Genomic DNA, 25,856 nt, shown 5'->3' with positions numbered 1-25,856 from the left:
CCTGCGATGCCTGCGTTTCTTGCGTCCGGTTTTATACAGTTAGGACACCGGGCGCAGTGTGCCGCGTTCGATCACTTCGCAAGGGAACAGCCGGGCTTCCGGATACCTGGCCGGGTCTTCAAGCATTGAGACAATCAGTTCCACAGAGGAATTGATGATTTGTTGAACCGGTTGGCGGATCGTCGTCAGATTGATGTTCTGCCAACCTGCCATTTCCATGTCGTTCAGGCCAATGATGCCGATATCGCCGGGAACATTCAGGCCAGCATCCTCAATTGCGCTCAAGACCCCAATCGACAGAACATCATCGCCGCAAAAATAGGCTTCGGCGAGTGGACGGATATCAAGAAGGCGCTGCATTTCCTCCCGGCCTGCCTCAAAGGAATAGGCCTTCGCGTAGCTCACCGTCATTTCCATGTCTGGATGCCGGGAAATCTCTTCGGAGAAACCTTTGAATCTGTCCTGCGTAGATGTTGCCGTGTCTGGACCGCCGAGAAACGCGACATGCTTGTAGCCACGTTTGGCGAGTTCCAGCGCCGCCATCCGGCCGCATTCCACGTTGTCGATGCCGACCACGTGGAATTCAGGCGCGGTCGAATATCGTCCGAAGCTGTTCACCACAGGCACTCCGGCATCCTTGAAAGCTTTAGAAAACCCTGGCGGCAGGGTGGACGAGGCAACAACCACGCCGTCGACGGAGTATTGCCGGAGCATGCGCACGGATGCTTCCGGGTCGGTCTCATCGGACAGATTTACCAGAAGCGGCCGCAACCCCACGCCCTGAAGCTTGCGCGTAAACTGGTCGAAGACTTCCAGAAAGATCGGATTGTGAAAGTTGTTGGAAACCAGGCCGATTAGTTTTGTGCGTCTGGTGGTCAGTCCACGGGCCAGAATGTTCGGCGTATAGCCAAGCTTTGTGGCCGCTTTCTCAACTTTGCGACGGGTCTTGTCTGAAACGGATGCGCCGTCAGTGAAGGTGCGCGATACCGCAGAGCGTGACACGCCTGCAAGTTCGGCAACTTCTTTCAAGGTAACGGTCATCGGTCCATCAATCCAAACAGTTAGATTAGGTGTCTTACCTCAACAGGCCTCAGCGATCAGTATGAATTTTCGATTTCCATTTTGCAACCGGTTGCAAAATGGGTCGGATCATGTTTTTCTGATAATGAGAGAGGGCTTCAAGCCGCTCTTTGACCATGAAAATGGCAATCCTTGGGAGGAAGGAATGAAATCTACCCTTAAGTCGCTGCTGCTTGCCGCAGCGGTCATTGCTGCTCCGCTTGCCGGGGCTCAAGTCGCATCAGCCGAAGGTGAGAAATATATTCTCGTAAGCCACGCGCCGGACAGCGATAGCTGGTGGAACACCATCAAGAACGGTATCGCCCTTGCCGGTGACCAGATGGGTGTTGACGTCGAGTACCGTAATCCACCGACCGGTGACCTTGCGGACATGGCACGCATTATCGAGCAAGCCGCGGCTTCAGGGCCGAATGGTATCATCACGACATTGTCCGATCCGGACGTTTTGTCCGGGCCAATCAAGGATGCTGTGGCATCCGGCATTGATGTCATCATCATGAATTCCGGTACACCGGACCAGGCCCGCGAAGTCGGAGCCTTGATGTATGTCGGTCAACCGGAATATGACGCCGGCCATGCAGCGGGCCTGCGCGCCAAGGGAGATGGCGTTACAAGCTTCCTGTGTGTGAACCACTACATCAGCTCGCCGTCTTCGACAGAGCGCTGCCAGGGTTTTGCGGACGGACTTGGTGTGGAGCTGGGTGATCAAATGATCGACAGCGGCCAGGATCCGGCTGAAATCAAGAACCGTGTTCTCGCTTACCTCAATGCTAACCCGGATACCGATGCCGTTTTGACGCTTGGTCCGACCAGTGCAGATCCGACCTTGCTGGCGCTGGATGAGAACGGCATGGCCGGCGACATCTACTTCGGTACGTTTGACCTTGGTGAGAACATTGTTGAGGGCATCAAAAGTGGTGTCATCAACTGGGGGATCGATCAGCAACCTTTCCTGCAGGCTTACCTGCCGGTCGTGGTCCTGACCAATTACCATCGCTATGGCGTTCTGCCGGGCAACAACATCAACTCCGGCCCTGGTTTCGTGACCAAGGACGGGCTGACCCTCGTTGAGAAATTTGCGGGCGAATACCGCTGATTTCCGTAGGTATAGGGTGGCGCATTGCGCCGCCCTTTTTCACGAATAACAAATCAAAAAATTGAGCCGGGGAGGGCCACATGACCGAGGCCAACGTGGCAGCGACTGCTGATGAGCGGGTAAAGCAGCAATCCAGCTTGCAAAAAGCCCTTATCCGCCCGGAACTCGGCGGGATTTGCGGCACGATAATCGTATTTGCCTTGTTTCTTATTTTCGCCGGCGACAGCGGCATGTTCAGCGCTCAAGGGGTGATGAACTGGTCAACCGTTTCCGCGCAATTCATGATCATTGCCGTTGGCGCCTGTCTTTTGATGATTGCAGGCGAGTTTGATCTGTCGGTCGGATCTATGATCGGCTTTTCCGGCATGATGATCGCCATCTTTACAGTGACGCTCGAGTGGCCTGTTTGGCAGGCGATCCTTGCCACCTTTGTCATGGCGCTCGCGATCGGAGCGTTGAACGGTTACATCGTGGTACGCACCGGACTGCCGAGCTTTATCGTAACACTTGCATTCCTGTTTATCCTACGCGGCTTCACCATCTATCTGCCGCAAATCATCGAGCGCAAAACCATCATCGGCGGGGTCGACCGTGCGGCCGAGGGCGACTGGTTCGCAGCCTTGTTCGGCGGCAAGATCTTGACTGGTTTATTCGCTTGGATGGGCGACGCTGGCATCATCGATGTGTTTGAGCGCGGCTCGCGCGCTGGGCAGCCGGTGGTCGAAGGCATCCCAATGCTGATCGTCTGGGCGATCGCATTGGTCATCGTTGGCCACATTATTTTGACCCGCACCCAATTTGGAAACTGGATCTTTGCAGCGGGCGGCGATGCGCAAGCAGCGCGCTATGTGGGCGTTCCGGTCAACCGCGTCAAAATCCTGATGTTTATGTTCACGGCATTTTGCGCCACTGTCTTTGCAACGTGCCAGGTTATGGAATTCGGGTCGGCCGGGGCTGACCGCGGCCTACTAAAGGAATTTGAGGCCATCATTGCAGTCGTGATTGGTGGCGCACTCCTCACCGGTGGGTACGGGTCGGTGATCGGTGCAGCGTTGGGCGCCTTGATTTTCGGCGTGGTCCAGCAAGGGCTCTTCTTTGCAGGCGTAGAAAGTTCGCTTTTCAGGGTGTTTCTTGGTGTGATTCTGCTCTTTGCCGTGATCTTGAACACCTACATCCGCCGCATCATCACAGGGGAGAGGTAAGATGACGTCCACGCACGCTCCCATTATTCAAATGCAGGGAATCGAGAAGCATTTCGGTTCGGTGATCGCGTTGGCTGGCGTTTCGGTCGACATTTATCCGGGCGAGTGCCATTGCCTACTCGGCGACAACGGTGCTGGCAAGTCGACCTTCATCAAGACCATGTCCGGTGTTCACAAGCCGACAAAAGGGGAAATCCTCTTTGAGGGACGGCCGATGCATTTTGCCGATCCTAGAGATGCAATCTCGGCCGGTATTGCGACCGTGTATCAGGATCTCGCGATGATCCCGCTGATGTCTGTCAGCCGGAATTTCTTTATGGGCAATGAGCCGATCCGCCGCCTCGGTCCGCTGAAGCTTTTCGATCACGACTACGCGAACCGGGTGACGATGGAGGAGATGCGCAAGATGGGCATCAATCTGCGCGGTCCGGATCAGGCAGTTGGAACCTTGTCCGGAGGTGAACGCCAGACCGTTGCCATCGCGCGCGCAGTTCATTTCGGAGCCAAGGTCCTGATCCTTGATGAGCCAACGTCAGCGCTGGGTGTCCGTCAGACGGCAAATGTCCTTGCGACCATCGACAAGGTGCGTAAACAGGACATCGCGGTTGTTTTCATCACCCACAACGTCCGCCATGCGCTTGCCGTTGGAGACCGGTTCACGGTGCTGAACCGCGGTCAAACGCTGGGAACGGCACAACGCGGCCAGATCACCCCGGATGAACTCCAGGACATGATGGCTGGCGGGCAAGAACTGGTTGCTTTGGAGGATTCTTTAGGGGGAACAGTGTAGTAGAGGCAGTCCCGGTGACCGACCGGGGCGATCTTTCTAGGAGTCACTACTGTCCCTGTAGATATGAGTGAAAGGCAACTGGCACAAGCTCGTCGTGTTTTCAGTATCTTGTCCAGGCTCCGCATGTGCCGTTGATCGTAATCTTCGAGTTCATTCTGATCATTCTGTTCATTCAAGTTCATGATAAGAAGAGGTATCGGACGGGCTGCGAACGGCGGCGGGCGCTTTTTTACGGGGCAGTGGAGAATTCAGGCTCAAAACCAATCGATGTTTCAATCAATTTGGTCGTCCTCATAAATGAACCGCTCCAGGAGGTGATTAAAAATTTGGGGTTCCTCAAGATGAACAGCGTGAGCGCAGCCGGGAATGACAGCCAGACTGCTTTCGGGGACTGATTGCCAAAGGGTCTGTATTTGCGGCCAGGGATAGGTATGGTCCTGATCACCCCAGATGATCAATGTCGGGGCTCTTATGAAGCTTAGAAAATCAACTCCTGACCAGTCCCGCATGGCTTCAAGGCCTGCCTGGATTGCGTCAGGGCTGCTGCATTCGGCGATTGCTGCGCACGCGGGATAGGCTTTGGCATTTTCGCGGTGCAGGAACCAGGTCGCAGCAATTCGGCGCGCCGTTGCTTTGGCGCCGTCGACTTTCGCCCGTTGCATGGACGTTTCGATCGGCTCAAACCGGCCCGGCAATAGACCAAGGGCGCCGGTGCTGTAAAGCACCAACCGCGCCACGCGATCTGGCGCCTGCCGGATCATATCCTGAACCACCATGCCTCCCATGGAATGCCCAAGAAGTAGAAAGCGCTCGACGCCCTGGTCCGTCAGCTCGTTCAGAACCCAGCGCGCCAATGTCTCAATGGAGTTTATTGGGGCCAGGTGCGCGTTTTTACCGAAACCGGGAAGATCGACTGTGATCAACGGAACCGTGTTCTTCAAAGGGGACTGCGGTTTCCATTGATCACTCCCGCCCATGAAGCCATGGACCAGAACCAACGGGATCACTTGCGGGCCCCTTGTACAATGCGGTCCAGGATCATGGCGCAAAACAGGATGGAGAAACCGGCCAAAATACCTTGCCCGACGTTTGCGTATTGCAACGCTTCCAGAACGTCTTCACCAAGACCCTTGGCGCCGATTAGAGACGCAACCACCACCATGGCCAAGGACAGCATGATCGTCTGGTTGATGCCGGCCCGGATCGAGGGGCTTGCCAAGGGAAGGTCCACTTTCGTCAGCAAGTACCACTTGTTAGCACCAAAGGCTATCGCCGCCTCTCGCACACTCTCCGGAACGCCGCGCAGACCCAGTACGGTCAAACGCACAACTGGCGTGCCGCCGAAGATCATGGTGGTGACGACGGCCGCCGGTTTGCCTGTTCCAAAGAAAGCGATTACCGGGATCATGAAAACAAAGGCTGGCATCGTCTGCATGAAATCCATGATCGGCTGGATCACGGCATAAAACCGTGGTCGGCGCGCTGCGAACATCCCGAGCGGGATCCCGATCGCAATCGACAGGCAGGCCGCAGTGCCGAGCAAGGCCAGTGTGGTCATCGCCTTGTCCCAAAATCCGAGGAGGCCCATGTAGGCGAGGAACGCGCCGGACCAGATGGCGGTGCGGACGCCCGCTGTGAGCCATGTCAATAGAATGATCAGGCTTGCGACTACAATCCAGGGCGTGCTGACAAAGACAAGCTCGAGAGTGTCAAGCAAAAGCCGAATTCCATAGGTGATGGCGTCAAAGAGGGCCTCCCCGTTAGCAACACAAAAGGCAAAGAACCTTTCCACGGCATCAATGCTGACAAGACGAATATCCGGGTCGGTCGGGAAGGCGGACAAAAGTGAAAAGCGATCCGGAAAACTGTAGTGCAGGACAGACGCCAGCACGATGACAAACATAAAGACAGCGCTGAACGCGATCTGCGAGCCGGGCATCCCGGACCGGATCGTACTGTCAGACAACCATTCGGAAAACCTGGACTCTAAAGCCGAGTTCGCGACCACGGCTTCGACGGCCTTCACCAGAATGAGAAGTACCACGCCTGCAAGGGCGATCCAGATCCCCTGGTCGGCGAGTGCTTGGGCTTCTGCCCGAATGCCGCCGATGTTGGCTTCCAGAGACGCGACAGTGCGCTGATAGACCTCCACCTTGTCAGATCCGCTTTCAATCGCTGCGGCAAGCTGTTTGCGGCGCAGTTCCAGCGTGCCCTCGATAGACGCGATCCGTGCCATCGCTTCGGCGGCAAGGTCTCCGAAGAGTCCCCGCGCGATTTGAACGATCGCAACCGTTTCAAGGATCAGAAAGGGCAGCGCCCAGGACCACAGCCCGCGAGCGCCAAACCAGACCGGGCCAAACAGCCCCGCCATGAGGTTCAGGGTCGGAGTGAAGCGGGATCGGGCGCCGATCCGGTTGAAATTCTCTATGTAGTAGTCAGGGTTGGTGCGGACGAACTTGGCAATGTTCTGTCGCCGTTCTTCATCGTAGATCCGGGCCGCTTCGGCTTCGGCATCTTCTATCGAGGTGTTGAGCTGATCCATCATGATACCTCCGTCCCCTCGATCACCGTCCTCAAAATGTCGGCTCGTGTGATTACCCCAACAAGTGTGCCTTGGTCCTCAACCAGAATGGCATCGCCCGTATCGATAGCCATGTTGATCAGCGTACTGAGAGTTTCTCCCTCATCAACGCGCGGCGCGCCTTCCGGTACCGACCCATGGTCGGTTTCGTATTCAGAGATTGGCCGCATTACAGCGTGCGCACGGACCACCTTGAGCCTTGAAATGCCGGCGACAAAGTCGGCCACATAATCATCGGCCGGATGCATCACAATGTCCTCGGCTGTGCCCATTTGCACGACGCGGCCGTCCCGCATGATCGCAATTCGGTCCCCGATGCGCACGGCTTCATCCAAGTCATGGGTGATGAACACCGTCGTTTTCTTCAAGATCTTGCTCAGCCGGATGAATTCGTCTTGCAGTTGCCGCCGGATAAGTGGATCCAGGGCACTGAACGGCTCATCCATCAGAAGCACATCCGGATTTGCTGCCAGGGCCCGCGCCAGTCCTACCCGCTGTTGCATTCCTCCTGAGAGCTCATGGGCATATTTTGCGCCCCAGGCGCCGAGCTCGACGATATCAAGAAAGGAAGCTGCTTGGCGCATCCGCTCGTTCTTGGGAACACCGCGGATTTCAAGCGGCATGGCAACATTATCGAGTACTGAGCGGTGCGGCATCAGGGCAAAGTTTTGAAAAACCATGCCGATCTTCCGGTTACGGAACGACTGCAGGTCTGTCGGTCCAAGCCCGACGACATCTGTTCCCTCGATCAGTATTTTCCCATCGGTCGGTTCCAGAAGGCGATTGAAGTGCCGAACCAAGGTTGACTTGCCGCTGCCTGACAAACCCATGATGCAGAAAATCTCACCCCGATTGACCGACAGGCTGACATCCGCGACACCCACAACCGCGTTCCACCGATCCAAAACCTCGGCTTTGGACAATCCGTCATCGCGAACCGCGGACAAGGCAGCGTCCGAGTTCGCGCCGAAGATTTTCCAGACATTGGAGATTTCAATGACGGTGTCGCCGTTCATATCTTGTCAGGTCCTGAATTGTTGACGCCAATTGCGATGCTAGAAAGCTGATGGTGCCGGCTGAGCCGGCACCATGAATATCAAGCTTGGCGGTTCAAAGACCCAGCCATTCATCAACCCGGTCCGGGTTTGCCTCGACCCACTCCTTAGCAACTTCTGCTGGCTCCCGGCCCTTGCCGCTGATCTCGTATGCGAAATTGCTGACATCGTCGGCATTCAACGAAAAATTCGCAAAAAACTCGGCTATCGCCGGGGATCTGTCCGCTAGGGAGTTCGACCAGGCAATTTGGACCTTCTTCAAGGCATCTTTGGTGGCCACATTCGACTTGCTGAACCAGTCCGCATCATCGGAGGGTTGAACCATGACATATTTCGCCGGGTCGTAAGCCGGCTCTGTCAGCATCTTGACGTCAAACATGTACCAGATGGCGTGTGGCTTATAGCAATAGAAAGCATAGCCTTCGCCCTTTGCAATGGAGTCCTTGACCCGTGCAGTCTTGACGCTCTCTTCTGCTCGGATCGGCTCGATGAAATCCATCAGGCCATAGTCGCGCACCTTGACTTCATTCACATTCGCAGAAGCCCAGCCGGGCGCGCCGATCCACATTTCTCCCTTGCCGTTGCCATCACTGTCCATCATTACTGCAACGTCTGGGCGGCCAAGGTCGGCAATATCCGTGATGTTGTTGGCCTCACCAAAATCCTTGGAAACGCAGAAGCCCTGATTGCCTTCGTAAGGGTTTGAAGAAAGGGTCACCGTTCCCGCTTCATCGACATATTTCTTGGTAAAGCTCTCCTGATTTGGCAGCCAGACATCCGGGTGAACGTCAATGTCTCCTTTGCCCTGGTCCATAGCCTGGAAAATGGTCGCATTGTTGCCTGGGACCATTTCAGCCTTACCGCCAATCCGCATCTCCACCACAGCGCCCAAAAGGTGCGCTATCGCTTGAGCACCGGTCCAGCTCGGGACACCAATCTTTACTTCCTCGGCTGCAAATGCGGGCAGCGTCATGACGCTGATTGCCGTGGCCAACGTGATGCTTTTCAAACTCGTGTTCATGTTCAACTCCTCTGGTGAAAGGTGCCGGTACTTTGCGGCTTTTTGTTCATCGGGCTCCGGTTTCCCGGTTATCCCATACTCCCAAGTATCTGATCTTCATAGGCAAACAGGGATGTTGATCCTCCCGTATGCAAAAAAAGGACGTTGTCATCAGGCGAAAAGAAGCCCTGCCTGATGAGACCGATCAGGCCGGCCATGCCCTTGGCCGAATAGACCGGGTCCAGAAGGATCCCTTCCTGCCGCGCGGTCAGGTGAATGGCTTCAAGGGTGGTTTCTGCTGGCAGGCCGTAGCCTTCTCCGACGTACCCATCATCGACGAGGATTTTCTCTTTTTCGATGGAGGTGCCGCCCAGTTTTTCGAGTGTTTTTTCCGTTGTGGCATGCACGGCAGTGACTTGCCGCTCGTGTGGCTGGCGAACACTGATACCCATAACGGGGAGGTCGTATCCCAGAATGTGAAATCCTGCGACCAGGCCGGCTTGTGTGCCTGAGCTTCCCGTGCCCATGACCAGCCATTGAAAGGCTTGGCCCGTTTCTGCGCACTGGTCCGCGATTTCCTGGGCGCAGCTGGCATAACCCAGAGCGCCGATTGCATTCGATCCTCCACCGGGGATGAAGTAAGGTCGCCGACCTTTCGCACGCAGACGCTCCGTGACAGCCTCCGCTTCCGCGTTCATGTCAAGGCCATCAGGGCGAAACTCGTAGGTGACGCCAAACAGCTTGTCGAGAAAGACATTCCCTGTCTCCTCGTAGGCGGGATCCCGGTCTGGGACACGGCGCTCCAAAAGAACGTGGCAATCCAGGCCCAATCGGCACGCGGCGGCAGCGGTTTGGCGGACATGATTGGATTGGACGGCACCTTGAGTAACGACCATATCGGCGTCTACACGGAGAGCATCTCCCATCAAGAACTCGAGCTTGCGGGTTTTGTTGCCCCCTGTTGCAAGTCCGGTGCAATCATCTCGTTTGATGAACAGTTTGGGACCATTCAGATGAGCCGTTAGGCGTGGCATCTCCTCAATCGGCGTTGGTTGGTGGCATAGGCTAATGCGTGGAAACGGCTCAAAATCAATACGTGGCTTGGTCTTGAAATCTATTGTTGCAACGGACATTGGCTCGACCTGCTTAGTTTTTCCTCACGACCAAGAATGAGGCAATAAAAAGTGGTCGTCCAATTTTATGGTTGCATTACATTATGCAATTTTTGCATGGTCCCGGTATGGATCTCTATCTTTTCCGGGACCTTCTTCGCCTGAGCCAGACCGGTAACTTCTCCCAGGCCGCACAACTGTGCAATCTGAGTCAGTCAGCATTCAGCCGACGCATTCGTTCGCTTGAAGCCTGGGTCGGCGTGACATTGGTCGATAGATCCCGTCAGCCTGTACGCCTAACACCGGCTGGCTTGCAAATGCTGGAAGCGGGCACACAGGCGCTGGACCGGGTCGAGCACGAACGGAGCCAGTTGCTTGAGGCCCAGTCCTTGCCTGACAAGTATGTCGTGACTTTCGGCGCCCAGCATTCTATCGGATGGAGGTTTTATCCTACTTGGCTGCAGAGTTTTGAGGAAACCTATGGTCCTATCATGTCACGCCTTCGGGCGGACGATTTGCCAAACTGCCTGCGGGATCTGCAAAATGGCGATGTCGATTTTGTAATCGCTTATGAGAGTGCGCACGTCCGCTATTGTTACACTGGCCGCCGAATGGCACGCAGCAACGCACTGCCGCTTGAGACTCTGAAAATCGGTCAGGACACGTTGATCCCAGTGTCGAAACCGACGCCTGACGGTGCCCCGCTCTTCGATCTGAATTCAGGCCTTTTAGAATTGCCGTTTCTACGCTTTGGTGACGAGGCGCCAATCGGCCAGCATCTTGGGTCTCTGTTCCAGCAAGAAAAAATCCAGGACCGGTTGCGGGTCGTTTATGAAAACGCCATGGCGGGCGCCTTAAGGATCCGCGCGCGCGACGGGATGGGTGTCGCCTGGTTGCCTGAAACCCTTGTCGCGCAGGATATCCGGTCCGGAGCACTGGTGCAGACTGGGCGGCCTGAATGGTCTGTTCCATTGGACATCACGTTGTTCCGGAATGACAAGCACACCAATCGACTGACCCGCTCAATATGGTCTTTTTTGGAGACGCGACATCCGATTATGTAGTGGCCTCTTGCAGCCACTTCTTATGTCTACAGAACAGCACTCTCAGCTTATTGTTTTGCCGACAGCGGCAAGCTCCGACTGCCATGCCTATGTAACTCTGATCTCCATCAGATCCTCAGGCATTTGCCGAAACCGTTCTTCTTCAACAATATCGTTCTGGCCCGATCCATTGGGCATCTGAATAGCGATCGCCGTGGGCCCATCCAACTGGGAGAACGGTTTCGATACGGTCCAGATCAGCTGCGGACAGGACGAGGGATGCCCCGGATATGCATTCCTTCAAGTGATCTACTGATCGTGTGCCCGGGATCGGGATCACATGCGCTCCGCGTGTCAAAAGCCAAGCATTGGCTAGACCCGCCGCTGTTGTGCCCATCTCAGCTGCGAGGTTCTGAAAACCCTCCAAGATCCTGAGATTTTCTGAAAGGTTCGGCTCCATGAAACGCGGGTTTCCGGCGAGAAAAGGCAGATCTGGAATGCGGTCGCTTGGGATCGGGTTATCCGTCAACAGCGAGCGGCCAACCGGAGAAAACGCAACCATGCCCACCCCGAGTTCAGCGCAGGTTTGAACCAGTCCAAGGTCTGGAAACCGGGTCGAAAGGGAGTACTCCGACTGAACGGCGGCAATTGGAAAGGCTTTCATGGCGCGCCGAAGGGTCGAAGGAGCCACTTCCGACAAGCCGATTGCGCGGGCTTTGCCCTTTTCTACCAACCGGCCAAGATTGGCGGCCGTTTCTTCCGGGCTGAAACGCGGATCCCTGCGATGGGCGTAGAACAGGTCCACATATTCCAGACCGAGCCGCTTTAGAGACTTGTCCAGCTCACTTTCCAGGTGCTCTGCCGAATTGTCGAAACTCCGGTTCCCATCTGGATCGCGGGTGATGCTGGCTTTTGTTGCGATAACAAATTCGTCCCGCGTGCCGGGATTGGCTTTCAGATAAGTGCCAATCGCCGTTTCCGATTTCCCCATGCCGTAGACATTTGCGGTGTCCAGGTGAGTTACACCAAGGTCACGGCAGGCGTCGAGAATGGCATGGCTTTCTCTTTCATTCGTTGGTCCGTACATGTCGGAGAACGACATGGCTCCAAAACCGATTGCGCCTATTTCCGGCCCATTGGCCCCCAGTTTCCGTTTTTCCACTTTGCCCTATCCCCACTCGAAACCCCGACTTGGCCTTTTTAAGCGCTTGTCTTGAAAGATCAAAGATCTGGATCTTGGTAATGGGCTCATTCAGCGAGATCCCGCATAACCGTAATCAGATCTGACTTGCCCTCAAATCCGATGCCGGGCAGTTCAGGCATGATGATATGTCCATCAATCACATCAACTCCGTCTGGAAATCCGCCGTAGGGTTGAAAGAGATCCGGGTAACTTTCGTTGCCGCCAAGACCCAGCCCTGCCGCGATGTTCAGCGACATCTGATGTCCGCCATGGGGGATGCATCGCGCTGGTGACCAGCCGTGCTCCCGCAATACGTCGAGCGTGCGGAGATACTCCACGAGGCCATAGGACAATGCGCAATCGAATTGCAGCCAGTCACGGTCGGGGCGCATGCCGCCATACCGCAACAAGTTGCGAGCATCCTGGTGGGAGAACAGGTTCTCTCCGGTTGCCATCGGTGCCGGGTAAAACTCGGTCATTGCCGCCTGAAGCTGGTAGTCCAGTGGATCACCGATCTCCTCATACCAAAACAACGGATAGCGCCGCAGCATCTTGGCGTAGGCAATCGCCGTTTCCAGATCGAACCGGCCATTCGCGTCAACGGCGAGTTGGGCATCGCCTTCAATCTCATTGAGTACGGATTCGATCCGGCGTTGGTCTTCTTCAATCGATGCACCGCCGATCTTCATTTTTACGACGGTGTAACCCCGATCAACGTAGCTGCGCATTTCCGCCCGCAACGCAGCATCATCCTTTCCGGGGTAGTAGTATCCACCCGCTGCATAAACGAAGACCTTTGGATCGGCTTGACGCCCTTTTTGGTTTGCAAGCAAGCGGAAAAGCGGCTTTTCCTCGATCTTCGCAACCGCGTCCCAAACCGCCATGTCGATCGTGCCGACAGCAACAGATCGTTCTCCATGGCCTCCAGGCTTTTCATTTTGCATCATCGTTCGCCAGATGGCGTGAGGATCGAAGTTGGTGCCAGTTTGGTTGAGCAGTTGTTTTGGCTCAGCCTCAAGAATGCGGTTGCGGAAACGCTCGCGGATAAGCCCGCCCTGTCCATAGCGGCCATTTGAATTGAAACCGTATCCGACGACGCGCCTGCCATTCCGTTCGACATCTGTGATGACGGCTACAAGGCTCGCGGTCATTTTGCTGAAATCAATGTAAGCATTTCTGATCGGCGAAGAGATTGGCTTGGTCACTTCCCGGATATCGACGATGCGCAATTGAGATCTCCCTGTCCTTGAATACGCGGATGGCCTGGCCGGTCTGGCCTTGGTTGCCTCGGATGTATCGGCTTATATGGGTCGGTCGCCAACGCGGGGGATGAGGAGGGAAGCGCAATTGGAAAAAAAAGTTGTTGTTTCAGAGTTCATGGATGAAGCCGCCCTTCAGAAATTTGGGCCTGCATTCCAAGTGTTCTATGATCCGTCGTTGGTTGATGTTGAAGAAAGGCTGTTTCAGAAACTTGCTGATGCCGACGCCTTGATCGTGCGGAACCGGACGCAGGTCAGCGCTCGCCTCCTGGATGCCGCGCCAAAATTGCGTGTGATTGGTCGGCTCGGCGTGGGGCTGGAGAACATCGACCTTGAGGAGTGCACCAAAAGAGGTGTCAGTGTCCGACCCGCGACCGGTGCCAACACGCAATCAGTCGTGGAGTATGTTTTTGGGGCTATGCTGTTTTTGCGGCGCGGCGCCTACACCTCAAATCAGCAAATGCTGGATGGGAATTGGCCTCGCACTGCACTTGGTGCGGGCGGCGAAGTCCAGGGGTTGACGCTCGGCCTCGTTGGGTTTGGTGAAATTGCTCAGGCAGTGGCTCAGGTTGGGCGTGCATTCGGCATGAACATCATCGCCTTCGATCCTTACCTGGCCGATACGGACCCTGTGTGGACCAGCGTCCAATCCTGCGATCTTGAGAACCTTCTCGCAAGAGCAGACGTCGTGTCGTTGCACGTTCCGTTGACCCCTGCCACGGCTGGGCTGATTGGTGCGAGTGAGCTCTCAAAGATGAAGTCCAGTGCGTTGTTCATCAACACGGCGCGAGGTGAAATTGTAGACGAACACGCGCTTGCCACCGCACTAATGGCGGGGCGGTTGGCTGGGGCCGCAATAGATGTATTTGCACAAGAGCCCCTCGACGGTGCCGCAGCCGACGTCTTCAAGGACTGTCCAAATCTCATTCTGACACCGCATATTGCCGGTGTTACGAGGCAGGCGAATGTGCGTGTCAGCCAGGTGACTGTAGAAAATGTATTGAAAGCCTTAACCGAAGAAGGCGCATGATTTTTTCCGGCTCCCTTACGTAAAAACACGTGACGGGAGCGATGTTGAATGCCTAAAATCAAAAAAAAGATCAAAAATACATGCATTTCAACAGGGAGGAAATAAGCATGAAACTTAAGTCTGCCTTATTGGCGGCGACACTGGCGGTGTTCGCCGGCGCTGCATCTGCGGAAGAATTTCCAAGCGGAAGTGTTGATTACATCATTCCGTTTGGCCCGGGTGGAGAATCCGACATAACCGCGCGTTTCCAGCAGCCCTTCTTTGAGAAGCTCTACGGCGAACAAATGGTTGTCAATTACCAGCCAGGTGGGGGTGGCGCCGTTGGCTGGTCGCAACTGAACAACATGGCGGGCGACGGATCCGTCATTATGGGGATCAACCTTCCTCATATCATTATCAAGCCAAAACAAGGTGACGTCGGGTTTCAAACAGAGGACCTGGCTGCAGTTTACATGTTCCACTACACGCCGGATGCCATCGTGGTTACGGCGGACAGCCCGTACATGACGCTTCAGGACCTCATCGATGATGCAAAGGCCAACCCGAAGCAGGTCATTTTTTCCGGCTCAGGCAAAGGGACTGCCAACCATCTGGCGCAAGTCCAGTTTGATGAGATGGCCGGCATTGAGAGCACATATGTCTCGTTTAAAGGAACGGGCGCGTCTGTAACGGCACTTCTTGGCAAGCAGGTGAAGGCGGCTTGGGGGTACACCACCGTTGGTGCTGCGCAGGGGGACAAGGTCCGCTTGCTGGCTGTTGCGATGGAAGACCGCCACCCGGCGTTCCCTGATGTCCCGACCTTTCGAGAACTGGGCTATGACATGGTGTCCGGTGCCTATCGCGGTATCGCCGTGCCGAACTCTGCTTCTGAAGAGGTCCGGACACAGGTGTCTGACGCAATCAAGGCCATCAACGCAGATCCGGACTTCCAAAAACAGATGCTCGATGGCGGCTTTGCGCTCGTGGACGTTGGCTACGGGGCTGATATGGACGCCTTCATCTCCGATAAAGCCGAAGGGTATCTGAACGCCGCGCGTTCGGCTGGCATAATCGAATGATAATATCGATGGAGGCGCTGTTTGCGCCTTCATCCTCACACCTGTGACGTTCCGCGTCTCTCCCGGGAGGAATCCATGCTCGAGTTTATCATCGGTGCTTTGTCACCGCTGAACCTGCTGCTTGCCCTGTTGGGTGTCGCAGCGGGAACGATCATTGGTTCCATTCCAGGATTGACTGCAACCATGGCAGTCGCCGTGCTTGTGCCGCTGACATTCACGATGTCGGCCGACAGCGCTCTCATTCTTATGGGAGCGATTTATACCGGGGCGATCTATGGCGGCGCTTATGCCGCCATCTTGTTGAACACGCCCGGAACACCGTCGGCAATTGCGACCACCTTCGACGGCTATCCAATGGCCAAACGGGGCGATGGCGATCTCGCCGTGTCAGTCGCATGTATCTCGTCGGTGATCGGCGGGCTCGTCGGCGCTTTGGCGCTCTTGTTTCTGGCGCCGCCGTTGGCCGAAGCCGCCTTGGCATTCGGCCCCGTGGAGTATTTCTGGCTGGCGGTTTTTGGACTTTCGCTGATTGCAGCGCTGTCGACAGGGGATTTTTTGAAAGGCGTGATCGGAGCCTGCTTCGGGCTGTTGCTCGCCATGATCGGGATTTCTGAAACGAGTGCAGAGGTTCGTTTCACATTTGGGTCAAATGTGCTTCTGGGCGGAGTTGAGACAGTATCGGCCTTGATTGGTCTATACTGCATACCAGTGCTCATCGATTTGGTTGCGACGCCAGACCGGCACCTCAAGGCGCCGGAGCAAACACGTGGCTTCCGTTTGCCAGAAGCATTCGGCCTCCTTTTGAAGAACAAAATCAATGTGATGCGCAGCTCCGTCATTGGCACGATGGTTGGAGCGCTTCCAGGGGCAGGTGGCTCGATCGCGGGCCTGGTTGCGTATTCAGAGGCACGGCGCACCAACAAGGGTAAACCGCCCTATGGCGAGGGCAACCCGGGCGGGATCGTTGCGACGGAATCGGCCAACAATGCCACGGTTGGCGGTGGCTTCATTCCGACCTTGGTCCTGGGCATCCCGGGAACCCCACCGGATGCGGTTATCTTGGGGGCTCTGCTGGTTCAAGGTGTGCGGACGGGGCCAAGCCTTTTCGCTGACGGTGCCAATATCGTTTACACCTTCATCTTCGGCCTTTTGCTTGCCACTGTCTTGATGTTGCCCGTCGGACTGATGATCGGCCGTTTCGCTTACGGTGCCATCGTGCGTGCGCCGAAAGCCGCACTCGTTCCAATCGTCGCCTTCATGACGGTGATTGGCACGTTCGCGATCCGCAACAGCTTGTCCGATATCGCGATCATGATTGTGCTTGGCATTGTCGGCTGGGTTGCCGGCAAGCGTGGGTTTTCCGTCTCACCTATCGTTCTTGGATTGATCCTTGGCCGGATTGCTGAGCAGGGGTTTGTCCAAAGCTGGACGATTGGCGATGCAATCGGAAATCTTTGGGGGCAATTCTTTGGGCGGCCGTTATCAATGGCCATCATTGCGCTGACACTTCTGACCTTTTTCTATCCGTTCCTGCCGCGTTTGAAACAGCTCGTTTCCAAGAGTACAGTGACGCCCACAGATGAACGCGAACGCGCGCCAAAACCCGCTATCCTCAGAGATTTGCTTGGGCTGCTGATTGCCGGTGGTATTGCGCTGCTGGCTCTGCAGCAATCGGCCGGTCTGAACCCTGAAGCTGCCGTCTTTCCCAGGACGATTGCCATGGCAATGGCTGTCATTGTCGGCCTGGCCCTTTTGAGGTTGGTCGTGACCAGGCATGTGACGGAGTTTGCGGTGGAAGGATCATGGGTCCGCATGACAGCGCTGCCTTTGGTGATGCTGGGCGCTGTCTTCTTGTTTCCGCTTCTCGGGTTTGGCGCAACAGCAGTTCTCCTCGGTCTCGTTTTGACCGTTGTTGCACAGCATGACCGGTTTTCAGCGAAGAACTGGGCAATCCTGCTCCTGAGCGTGACAGGAGTAATTGTCGCCTGCACACTGCTTTTCAGCGAAGTTCTGTCCGTACCTTTGCCATAGGTCCTGCATTCGAGCAGGGTGTAAGGACAAAAACGGCTGAGATGCTCGTCGATCTCTAGTCCGCCGTGTTCACGTTCGACGTGGTCAATGAATTCGAGTGCGTTATGGCTGGAATAAACCTGCGGCTCCGTCAATGCGAAGAACCGGTTTGGAGCGCACACCGGACAGCGGTTCTTTTATGCAGGTTAGGTCAAGACTGGAGGGAAGTATCTGGTAATCGCCCCTACACCGATCGCAATGCGTTTCGACCCTGCTATGGCGAACGGTAGCTTTTGTTTGTAGCCTTTAGGGGAGCACCAGCCGGCGCAGGTGAATGGACCAGTTGGGAAATAGAAGCCAGGATGCGTTTGACGGTATGGCCTTACGGCAAACTCATAAATGAAATCCCTTGAACGACGCGCAATTGGGTTGCAGCATCGACAAAGACTGTTGAAATGCGGAAAGTCTTAGGCTTTCGTTTTTTATGAGTTTGGAAAGGTCAGCATGCAGGTTCAGCCAGATAGGTTTTTGCAAGATCTTCACACCCTACGATCCTTCGGCGCGAGTGGTGTGGGCAAGGGCGTGGTGCGCCCGGCTTTTTCGGATCCAGATGTTTCGGCCCGGACGTGGCTGTTCGACCAGTTGGCGGCGGCCGGTCTTGCACCGCATGTGGACCCGGCGGGCAACGTTTTTGGTCTGGCTGAAGAACCATCCATTCTTCTGGGGTCTCACAGCGATACCCAACCTGAAGGCGGTTGGCTGGATGGGGCCTTGGGAGTCATTGCCGCTTTGGAGGTCGCGCGGGCTGCAAAAGAAGCAGGCGGTCCTTCCGTTTCTGTCGTGAGTTTTCAGGACGAGGAAGGGCGCTTCGGGGCTCTGACAGGATCCAGCATTTATTCAGGTAAGACACCGCTGGCCGAAGCTGACACCTTCACGGACGTGAACGGGGTTTCCTTCCGCGAGGCACGGTCTGCGATGGCGGGTCTTAGCGGCGGAGACGTGCCGTACACGCAATTCACTGGGTTCATCGAATTGCATATCGAACAGGGCAGTACGCTGGACGAGGCAGGGGAGGCGATTGGTGTTGTCACGGACATCGTCGGGTCCCGGCAGCTGCAAGTGACCCTGATCGGTCAGCAAAACCATGCCGGAACAACACTCATGCACCAGCGAAAGGATGCTTTCCAAGCACTGTCGGCGTTCAACACCGCGCTCAACGACCGTCTTCGAAACATTGTAACGCCTCGCACAGTCTGGACGATTGGACGGGTACACTTGCGGCCCAACGCGCCCTCCATCGTGCCAGGCGAAGTGATGTTCGACGTGCAATGGCGCGATGTTGATGACGATCGGCTTGCCCGGATGGAAGCCCTCATTCGGGATCTTGTATCTGCGGTCGCTGAAGAATATGGGGTGGCGGCGGATGTCGTGCCCATCAAGGCACTGCAGCCGGTACCTATGGATCCGACCTTACGTGCGGCGCTTTGTGCCGGAGCTGAGGCGCAGGCCTCTGGCAAATGGCGCGAGATGCCGTCCGGCGCCTTACACGATGCCTCGAACATGGCCAGCTTGATGCCGGCGGCCATGTTGTTTGTCCCGTCGATAGGAGGGATCAGCCACGATTTTGCCGAAGACACCAATGAGGAAGACCTGATCATCGGCCTTCGCGTTCTGGCGGATGCCGTCAGCCGACTAAGCTGAAACAGTCATCAAATAACCGAATTTAGTCCACGGATATCGTCTTCAGTCGATCTAATCACCTATGTCACGGACCATAGTAATCGGTGTCTTGAGCGTTCGAAAATTTTGCCCGTTGTCTGTCGACTGCTCAAGCCAGAGATAGGGGTGTCCTCATAACACGCTCCCGATCTTTTACGCTCAAACATAACGTTAAGTTATGTTTGCCGGGTTGGAACTCTCAGAAACGGGAGGGTGCGATGTGCTTCGCGTGTTTCCTTCGACTGCTCACCTCGCTCTGCCAGTACTCTGGAGTTCATATACGTTCCAAATACGAACCGGTCCTCCAGCATCTCCCTAACTGCGCAGCACGAGTGCATCGCGCAAGGATCGGTTCAAGACCTGTTCTCCGCGCAGGTCTAAACCAGAGTGCAAATCGATGATGTGGCTCTTCTGGACCTGTTCGGCCTCGGCCCCGTCCCGTTTTTCAAATGCGTCCAAGAGGGCATGATGTGAATGGCTTTCACAGGCGGTGTCTGACCTCTTCCAATAAAGCGCAATGATAAGTGACGATCGGGAAATCAATGACCGAACCATGCCAGTGAATATCCGATGATCGGCGATTTCTGCGATTGCCGTATGAAACGAACCCGACAGCATCAGCGCACGACCCATATCTGCGGCGTGGATGGCTGCGTGTTCCGCGTCCAGATGTGCTTTCAGATCTGCCAGCTGTGTTTCCGTAATTGCATCGGCGGCAAGGCGCGCAACTGCAGGCTCGATCAGGGCCCTGGCCTGAAACACTTCGTGGGCTTCCCGTATGGTCGGTTTAGCAACGTAAGCGCCTCGGTTCTTGATCATGCTGATCAGACCGGAATGCGCCAGGGCTTGCAGGGCCGCCCTGACGACAGTGCGGCTTGCCCCGTAGATTTCGCCGACCTCATCTTCAGATAGTTTTACGCCAGGAGCCAGCTTGTGCTCCAAAATCGCAGCCTGAATGTTGAGGCAAATTTCCAGTGTCCGCCCCGGGGGCAGCGCAAATACCTCATGCAAGGTCGTTTGGGATGTATCGGAAGCGGTCACAGAAATCGTCATGTTTGTGTTGCCCGGTGCGGCATTTGGTTGACCTTACCTGTTCAGGTCGGACACAGCAATCGCAGACTGTATACAATATTTAATCATAACGTATTTTATTTGACTGATAATTGTGCACATTTTTGATGCCGTTTTATCCCCTCGCGGTCAAAGTATGACAGAAACCGCAGAAATCCGCTGATATCCATCCTTGGCACGCCGTTTGCGTGGACAGGTCTCCAATCGCAATGTGTGAAGGAGATCCTCGCAAATGGCACAATCCCTGGAGCTGGAACTGGCCGCTGTCACCAAGGCCTATGGTGCCACGATTGCGGTTGATGCCATCGATCACAAGTTTTCCGCGGGGTCCTACTCGTGCCTGCTTGGCCCCTCTGGATGCGGAAAGTCGTCAACGTTGCGCATGATCGCCGGCCATGAAGGGGTCTCAGCCGGCGATATCATCTTTGGTGGTACGAATGTCACCGACCTGCCTCCGGCAAAACGGGGCACGGCTATGATGTTTCAGAACTATGCGCTTTTCCCGCATTTGTCGGTCCTCGACAATGTCGGTTTTTCCCAAAAGATGCGCGGCGTAGGTCTGGCAGAGCGTAACAAGAAGGCCCTCCAGTTGCTGGAACTGGTCGATATGGCTGATTATGCAGCGCGACTGCCGGCTCAGTTATCCGGCGGTCAGCAGCAGCGGGTTGCCCTTGCACGGGCCCTCATCACCGAACCCTCGGTTCTTCTGCTCGATGAGCCATTGTCAGCGCTTGATCCATTTTTGAGGATCAAGATGCGGCTTGAGCTGAAACGGCTGCAGCGTGAGCTCGGAATTTCCTTCATTCATGTTACTCACAGTCAGGACGAGGCCCTTGCGCTTGCCGATGACATTATCGTCATGAACAACGGCAGGATCGAACAGGCAGGCAGTCCACGAGCCGTCTTCAATACGCCGACCACTGAATTTGTCGCCAGGTTTATCGGTGGCCACAACGTGCTTCGGCACCTGAATGCACGCGTCGCCTTGAGGGTGGACAGATTACAGGTCCTCAAATCGGCCCCGCAGGAAGCTGATCACCTTACAGCCAGCGTGGTGGATGTCGAGTATCTCGGATCAACCGTCAATTTGGCGCTCGACGCAGGCGGCGCCGGAGATCTGACGGCCGCTCTCAGCGAAGAAACGTTCTTTCAAGACCCTATCGAAATCGGGACAACCGTCTTCCTCAAATGGAAGCCGGAAGATGTTCACCAATTGGCCGCCTGACGGTTGCCGATCACGCCCTTCTTGCAAAGGGCCAACACGACTCCAAGAGGGGTAACAGGAGTAGGACCATGACAGACAGACTGGACAAAAAAGGTATCAGCCGGCGGAGCATTCTCAAAGGGGGCGCAGCTGCAACAGGCGCGGCGCTTGGCTCTGGAGCGATCACCGGGTTCCCAACCATTTGGGCGCAGAACATCAAGGACGTCACGCTCCGCCAGTTCGGAACCGGCGTTTCCAACCTGAACGAGGTTGCTGCAAAAGTTAAGGAAGACCTCGGTTTTACTTTGGAAATGACGGCGCTGGACAGTGATGCCGTCACCCAGCGCGCAGCCACACAGCCGGACAGCTTCGACATCGCCGACATTGAATACTGGATCTGCAAAAAGGTCTGGCCGACCGGCAACCTCCAGGCGATGGATACGTCGAAAATCAAAAACTATGACAAGATTGTCGGAATTTTCCGAAACGGGAAACTGACACCGGAAAGCACGATCGCGCAAGGCACAGCGCCGCATACGGTCGGTTTTGTGGAAGGTGTTGACGGCAAAACGTTCGTCGACAACGAAAGCGGCTGGATGACGCTGATCCCGACCATCTACAACGCCGATACCCTGGGCATTCGCCCTGATCTGATCGGCCGGCCGATCTCAAACTGGTCTGAGCTGCTCAATCCGGAATTCAAAGGCAAGGCTTCGATCCTCGATATCTCGTCGATCGGCATCATGGACATGGCAATGGTTGTGGAATCCATGGGGGAATACAAATACCCGGACAAGGGCAACATGACCAAGGAAGAGATCGATCTGACCCTTGGTATCTTCACCGAAGCCAAGAAAAATGGTCAGTTCCGGGCCTTCTGGAAGACATTCGACGAAAGCGTCAACCTTATGGCGTCGGGCGAAGTCGTCATCCAGTCCATGTGGTCTCCGGCCATCACCGCTGTTCGCTCACAGGGTATTCCCTGTGTCTACCAGCCGCTTGAAGAAGGCTACCGAAGCTGGGGCGGCGGCATCGGTCTGTCCAAGAGCCTCAGCGGTCTCGAGCTCGATGCAGCCTACGAATACATCAACTGGTATCTCGATGGCTGGGTCGGCGGCTTTCTCATGCGCCAAGGCTATTACTCTGCAGTTCCGGAAACGTCGAAGAACTTCATGTCCGAAGACGAGTGGGGCTTCTGGTTTGAAGGTAAGGCTGCCGAAGGCGACATCACCAACCCGTTTGGAACAGTCATGGAAAAGGCCGGCGCAGTTCGCGATGGAGGGTCGTTCTACGACCGCATGGGGGCTGTCGCCTGCTGGAACGCGGTCATGGACGAGAACCAGTACATGGTCCGCAAGTGGAACGAGTTCATCGCGTCCTAAGCCTGTTTCCAAAATCGGTGCCCGGGGTTCCCCGGGCCCTTCCTGTGATGTTTAACGGACAAAGGCTCCATGACGGACCAAAGCCATCTATTTCTTCATTCCCAAACAGCGGCGGCCGCTGGCAAACAGGCGAGGTCGGCCTTTCAGTGGAGCCGTTTGCCGAACAATCTGACTGGCTGGCTGCTGTCTCTGCCGCTCACAGTCGTTCTGTTTTTTTTCCTGGTGTTTCCGATTTGCATGATTGTTGTCGTCAGCTTTTGGGGGGCGACCGAGTTTTCGATCTATCCAGCGTTCCAATTTGACAATTACGAATTCCTGCTGACATCGCCGGTCACCTATCAAGTGTTCTGGAACACCCTCAAATATGCCTTGATTACCTGGTTTTTTACATTGGTAATCGGCTTCACCGTTGCCTATTTCCTGGCATTTCATGTGCGTTCACTAACGTGGCAAATCGTGCTGTTTCTGCTGTGCACGATCCCGTTTTGGACGTCCAACATCATCCGAATGATTTCCTGGATCCCCTTTCTGGGGCGGAACGGGATTGCCAACTCCACCTTGATGTCCATGGGTGTCATCGATGAGCCATTGGAATGGCTGCTTTTCTCAGATTTCTCAGTGATCCTGGCCTTCGTTCACCTGTACACGCTGTTCATGGTTGTGCCGATCTTCAACACCATGATGCGGATCGACACATCCCTGATCGAAGCGGCGCGGGACGCCGGGGCGTCGGGTTATCAGACCCTTACGAACGTCATTATTCCGCTCACCAAACCCGGCATCATGATCGGGTCCATTTTCGTGATCACGCTTGTGATGGGAGACTTCATCACAGTGCGGTTCATGTCCGGCAGCCAGAAGGCCAATGTCGGCCGTCTGATTTCCAATGACATCGCGCTTTTGCAGTATCCGTCAGCCGCTGCAACCGCGGTGATCCTTCTGATCACGGTGCTTTTTGTGATCTCCATCCTGCTGCGCTTTGTCGATATTCGAAAGGAGCTGTGATCCATGGAAAAACGCAGCCGATCCTTTTATGTACTCGCCACGTTCTTTGCGCTGTTCTTAGTGTTTCTCTATGGTCCAACACTCACCATCGGCATTCTGAGTTTTCAAGGTCCTGGCGGTGGACTGACATTTCCGATGCGCGGCGTGTCGATCCATTGGTTCCGCGATCTGTTTGAACAGCAGGCTGTTGGAGACATCTGGGGCAGCTTCTTCCGGTCCATCACGCTTGGGCTGATGGTGATGGTGACGACGGTGATTGTCTCGGTGATGGGAGGATTGGCATTCCGTAAACGCTTTACCGGATCAGGCGTTCTCTTTTATCTGATCATCACCTCCCTGGTGATCCCATCCATTCTGATCTCTCTTGGCGTTGGTCTGATTTTCTCCCAAGCCGGGTTGGCTGTGCATTGGTCGACCTCCGGATATGGATCTCAACTCACTTGGACCCTGCCGTTCGGGCTGCTTATCATGTTCGCGGTCTTCAATCGCTTCGACAAATCGTATGAGGAAGCTGCGCGGGATCTAGGTGCGTCTGCCTGGCAGACCATCCGCTACGTGGTGTTGCCGATCATCGTCCCGATGCTCATTGGCGTGGCGCTTTTCGGTTTTACCCTGTCCTATGACGAATTTGCCCGCACGCTACTCACCGCAGGCAGCTACAACACGCTGCCCCTTGAAATCTACGGCATGACGACGAACGTCACGACGCCGGTCATCTTCGCGCTGGGAACGCTGACAACGCTGTTCTCCTTCGGAATCATCGGGATCTTTTTGACAGTCGTGTTGCTGATCAACCGGCGGCGATCCAGGCACGGATCGGATGCCGGTAAAGGCATGGTCTAGTGGCAGTGATCCGATGACACATCACCACATACTCGTCATCAATCCGAACACGACGGTTTCGATGACGGAAAAGATTGCCGTGGCCGCCCGTCAGGCCGCTTCCCCGGCAACCAGAATTACGGCAGTCAACCCTGCGGAAGGCCCAAAGGTCATCCAGGGGCCAGATGATGGCGCCGCTGCACTGCCAGGACTGTTTGATCTCTTTGACCGGACACTGCAAGCCAATCCGAAGATTACCGCCGTTGTGATCGCCTGTTTTGACGACACCGGTTTGTTTGAGTTGAAAAAACGATCACCGGTACCGGTGATTGGGATCGGTGAGGCTGCCTATCACCTGGCCTCCATCGCCGCGCTGAAATTCTCCGTTGTGACAACTCTCTCCGTTTCTGTTCCCGTTCTGGAGGATAACCTCCGCCGCCTTGGCCTTGCCAATCGGTGTACAAAGGTCCGGGCTTCCGAGGTGCCTGTTCTGGCACTGGAAGACCCGGCTAGCGATGCCCGTCATCGGATAGAACGCGAGATGGAGACCGCACTTGAAGAGGATGATATCGGCGCTATCGCACTGGGGTGCGCCGGAATGGCTGACCTCGCCAAAAATCTGACGGAGCGCTTTAGCGTTCCGGTCATCGACGGCGTGGCCTCTGCGGTGAAGCTGTCGGAGATTATCGTTCGGTAGGTTTTCGGCGCCGATATGAGTATCTGAAACAGGTCATCACTCGAACCGGCCTCGACCTTCTCCCGTCCCAAAGCACCGCTATCATCTTTGCACTGTGGCCTGTCTGGCTTCGATCTGGGCGAGGTTGGTTTTCAGATGCATGATAATGGTCGGGTAGTCATCGCCGAGTTGTTACGCGCAAGAACACTTGGCACTAAAGCAATATCCGGGATTAAGTGGGAATATCTGGTAATTGGGGGAATTGAGCCATTTTGGCAGAACAATCATGAATACGGCCGCGCAACTTCATTTGGCACAAAACGGCAGGAGGTCGGAGGTCCAATCCGCGCCACATAAAATTAGCTAATGAAAACAGCGACCGCGCAAATTCAAGACGGGAACAAATGCACAGTCTCTGATATGAGTTCGCACCACAGCGTCATCAGCGGATTTCTGGTGGTTTCGCTGTTGGAGCTCC

At 55.4% G+C, this 25,856-nt stretch carries 22 protein-coding genes; 13 read left to right on the top strand and 9 right to left on the bottom strand.

What is annotated here, in order from left to right; all coding sequences use genetic code 11:
• Positions 1-39: 39 nt before the first annotated feature.
• The gene (locus tag ACVDG4_RS14500; protein WP_306147399.1) at positions 40-1,041 is read right to left on the bottom strand and encodes a LacI family DNA-binding transcriptional regulator; all 1,002 of its coding nucleotides are present in this window, start codon (positions 1,039-1,041) and stop codon (positions 40-42) included.
• A gap of 184 nt (positions 1,042-1,225) precedes the next feature.
• On the opposite strand from ACVDG4_RS14500, the gene ACVDG4_RS14495 reads away from it, so the two are divergent.
• From ACVDG4_RS14495 to ACVDG4_RS14485, 3 genes are all read left to right on the top strand, one after another.
• Positions 1,226-2,176 (top strand): sugar ABC transporter substrate-binding protein, encoded by a 951-nt coding sequence (locus ACVDG4_RS14495; protein WP_209174433.1) that lies wholly within the window; start codon positions 1,226-1,228, stop codon positions 2,174-2,176.
• An 80-nt stretch (positions 2,177-2,256) separates the two neighbouring features.
• Entirely contained in the window at positions 2,257-3,378 is a 1,122-nt protein-coding gene (locus ACVDG4_RS14490) for an ABC transporter permease (protein ID WP_447235583.1), read from the top strand.
• Positions 3,379-3,409: 31 nt separating this feature from the next.
• Positions 3,410-4,168 (top strand): ATP-binding cassette domain-containing protein, encoded by a 759-nt coding sequence (locus ACVDG4_RS14485; RefSeq protein ID WP_371932249.1) that lies wholly within the window; start codon positions 3,410-3,412, stop codon positions 4,166-4,168.
• Between the two features lie 272 nt (positions 4,169-4,440).
• Here ACVDG4_RS14485 and ACVDG4_RS14480 read toward each other — a convergent pair whose 3' ends face one another.
• The 5 genes from ACVDG4_RS14480 to cuyA form a co-directional block, all read right to left on the bottom strand.
• The gene (locus ACVDG4_RS14480) at positions 4,441-5,175 is read right to left on the bottom strand and encodes an alpha/beta fold hydrolase (RefSeq protein ID WP_447235582.1); all 735 of its coding nucleotides are present in this window, start codon (positions 5,173-5,175) and stop codon (positions 4,441-4,443) included.
• Positions 5,172-6,713, bottom strand: coding sequence for an ABC transporter permease subunit (locus ACVDG4_RS14475; RefSeq protein ID WP_306147395.1), 1,542 nt, complete (start codon positions 6,711-6,713; stop codon positions 5,172-5,174). Before ACVDG4_RS14475 ends, ACVDG4_RS14480 begins: the two co-directional genes overlap by 4 nt.
• Positions 6,710-7,765 (bottom strand): quaternary amine ABC transporter ATP-binding protein, encoded by a 1,056-nt coding sequence (locus tag ACVDG4_RS14470; RefSeq protein ID WP_447235581.1) that lies wholly within the window; start codon positions 7,763-7,765, stop codon positions 6,710-6,712. Before ACVDG4_RS14470 ends, ACVDG4_RS14475 begins: the two co-directional genes overlap by 4 nt.
• 94 nt (positions 7,766-7,859) lie before the next feature.
• A complete protein-coding gene (locus ACVDG4_RS14465; protein ID WP_447235580.1) occupies positions 7,860-8,825 on the bottom strand; it encodes an ABC transporter substrate-binding protein in 966 nt (321 codons plus the stop codon).
• Positions 8,826-8,893: 68 nt separating this feature from the next.
• Complete coding sequence (gene cuyA / locus ACVDG4_RS14460; protein WP_447235579.1) at positions 8,894-9,937, bottom strand: D-cysteate sulfo-lyase; 1,044 nt, start codon at positions 9,935-9,937, stop codon at positions 8,894-8,896.
• 107 nt (positions 9,938-10,044) lie between these two features.
• Here cuyA and ACVDG4_RS14455 point away from each other — a divergent pair, with 107 nt between their 5' ends.
• On the top strand, positions 10,045-10,980 hold the full coding sequence (locus ACVDG4_RS14455) for a LysR family transcriptional regulator (RefSeq protein WP_447235578.1): 936 nt from the start codon (positions 10,045-10,047) through the stop codon (positions 10,978-10,980).
• Positions 10,981-11,122: 142 nt separating this feature from the next.
• Here ACVDG4_RS14455 and ACVDG4_RS14450 read toward each other — a convergent pair whose 3' ends face one another.
• Positions 11,123-12,121: an aldo/keto reductase gene (locus ACVDG4_RS14450; RefSeq protein WP_447235577.1), complete on the bottom strand. Its 999-nt coding sequence runs from the start codon at positions 12,119-12,121 to the stop codon at positions 11,123-11,125.
• An 86-nt stretch (positions 12,122-12,207) separates the two neighbouring features.
• The gene (locus ACVDG4_RS14445; protein WP_447235576.1) at positions 12,208-13,371 is read right to left on the bottom strand and encodes a mandelate racemase/muconate lactonizing enzyme family protein; all 1,164 of its coding nucleotides are present in this window, start codon (positions 13,369-13,371) and stop codon (positions 12,208-12,210) included.
• 148 nt (positions 13,372-13,519) lie between these two features.
• On the opposite strand from ACVDG4_RS14445, the gene ACVDG4_RS14440 reads away from it, so the two are divergent.
• The 4 genes from ACVDG4_RS14440 to ACVDG4_RS14425 all read left to right on the top strand — a co-directional run bounded on the left by ACVDG4_RS14440 (position 13,520) and on the right by ACVDG4_RS14425 (position 19,200).
• Entirely contained in the window at positions 13,520-14,431 is a 912-nt protein-coding gene (locus ACVDG4_RS14440) for a hydroxyacid dehydrogenase (protein WP_447235910.1), read from the top strand.
• Positions 14,432-14,538: 107 nt separating this feature from the next.
• A complete protein-coding gene (locus ACVDG4_RS14435) occupies positions 14,539-15,489 on the top strand; it encodes a Bug family tripartite tricarboxylate transporter substrate binding protein (RefSeq protein WP_409693439.1) in 951 nt (316 codons plus the stop codon).
• Positions 15,490-15,564: 75 nt separating this feature from the next.
• On the top strand, positions 15,565-17,520 hold the full coding sequence (locus tag ACVDG4_RS14430) for a tripartite tricarboxylate transporter permease (RefSeq protein ID WP_447235575.1): 1,956 nt from the start codon (positions 15,565-15,567) through the stop codon (positions 17,518-17,520).
• Positions 17,521-18,003: 483 nt separating this feature from the next.
• Complete coding sequence (locus ACVDG4_RS14425) at positions 18,004-19,200, top strand: hydantoinase/carbamoylase family amidase (RefSeq protein WP_447235574.1); 1,197 nt, start codon at positions 18,004-18,006, stop codon at positions 19,198-19,200.
• A gap of 333 nt (positions 19,201-19,533) precedes the next feature.
• On the opposite strand, the gene ACVDG4_RS14420 is transcribed toward ACVDG4_RS14425, so the two are convergent.
• Positions 19,534-20,271 carry a GntR family transcriptional regulator gene (locus ACVDG4_RS14420; RefSeq protein ID WP_447235573.1) on the bottom strand — a complete coding sequence of 246 codons (738 nt, stop codon included), beginning with the start codon at positions 20,269-20,271 and terminating at the stop codon, positions 19,534-19,536.
• Between the two features lie 250 nt (positions 20,272-20,521).
• Between ACVDG4_RS14420 and ACVDG4_RS14415 the strand changes: the two genes are divergently transcribed.
• The 5 genes from ACVDG4_RS14415 (at position 20,522) to ACVDG4_RS14395 (ending at position 25,399) form a co-directional block, all read left to right on the top strand.
• Positions 20,522-21,514 (top strand): ABC transporter ATP-binding protein, encoded by a 993-nt coding sequence (locus ACVDG4_RS14415; protein WP_447235572.1) that lies wholly within the window; start codon positions 20,522-20,524, stop codon positions 21,512-21,514.
• Between the two features lie 68 nt (positions 21,515-21,582).
• Positions 21,583-22,875 (top strand): ABC transporter substrate-binding protein, encoded by a 1,293-nt coding sequence (locus tag ACVDG4_RS14410; RefSeq protein WP_008196699.1) that lies wholly within the window; start codon positions 21,583-21,585, stop codon positions 22,873-22,875.
• Between the two features lie 69 nt (positions 22,876-22,944).
• The gene (locus ACVDG4_RS14405; RefSeq protein ID WP_420338855.1) at positions 22,945-23,880 is read left to right on the top strand and encodes an ABC transporter permease; all 936 of its coding nucleotides are present in this window, start codon (positions 22,945-22,947) and stop codon (positions 23,878-23,880) included.
• A 3-nt stretch (positions 23,881-23,883) separates the two neighbouring features.
• A complete protein-coding gene (locus ACVDG4_RS14400) occupies positions 23,884-24,723 on the top strand; it encodes an ABC transporter permease (protein ID WP_447235571.1) in 840 nt (279 codons plus the stop codon).
• Between the two features lie 13 nt (positions 24,724-24,736).
• A complete protein-coding gene (locus tag ACVDG4_RS14395; protein WP_447235570.1) occupies positions 24,737-25,399 on the top strand; it encodes an aspartate/glutamate racemase family protein in 663 nt (220 codons plus the stop codon).
• Positions 25,400-25,856: the final 457 nt, after the last annotated feature.

The organism is Roseibium sp. MB-4 (genome assembly GCF_053005265.1).
Note: the sequence above shows the minus strand (reverse complement) of the source record. Positions and strands in the feature narration are given on the sequence as shown.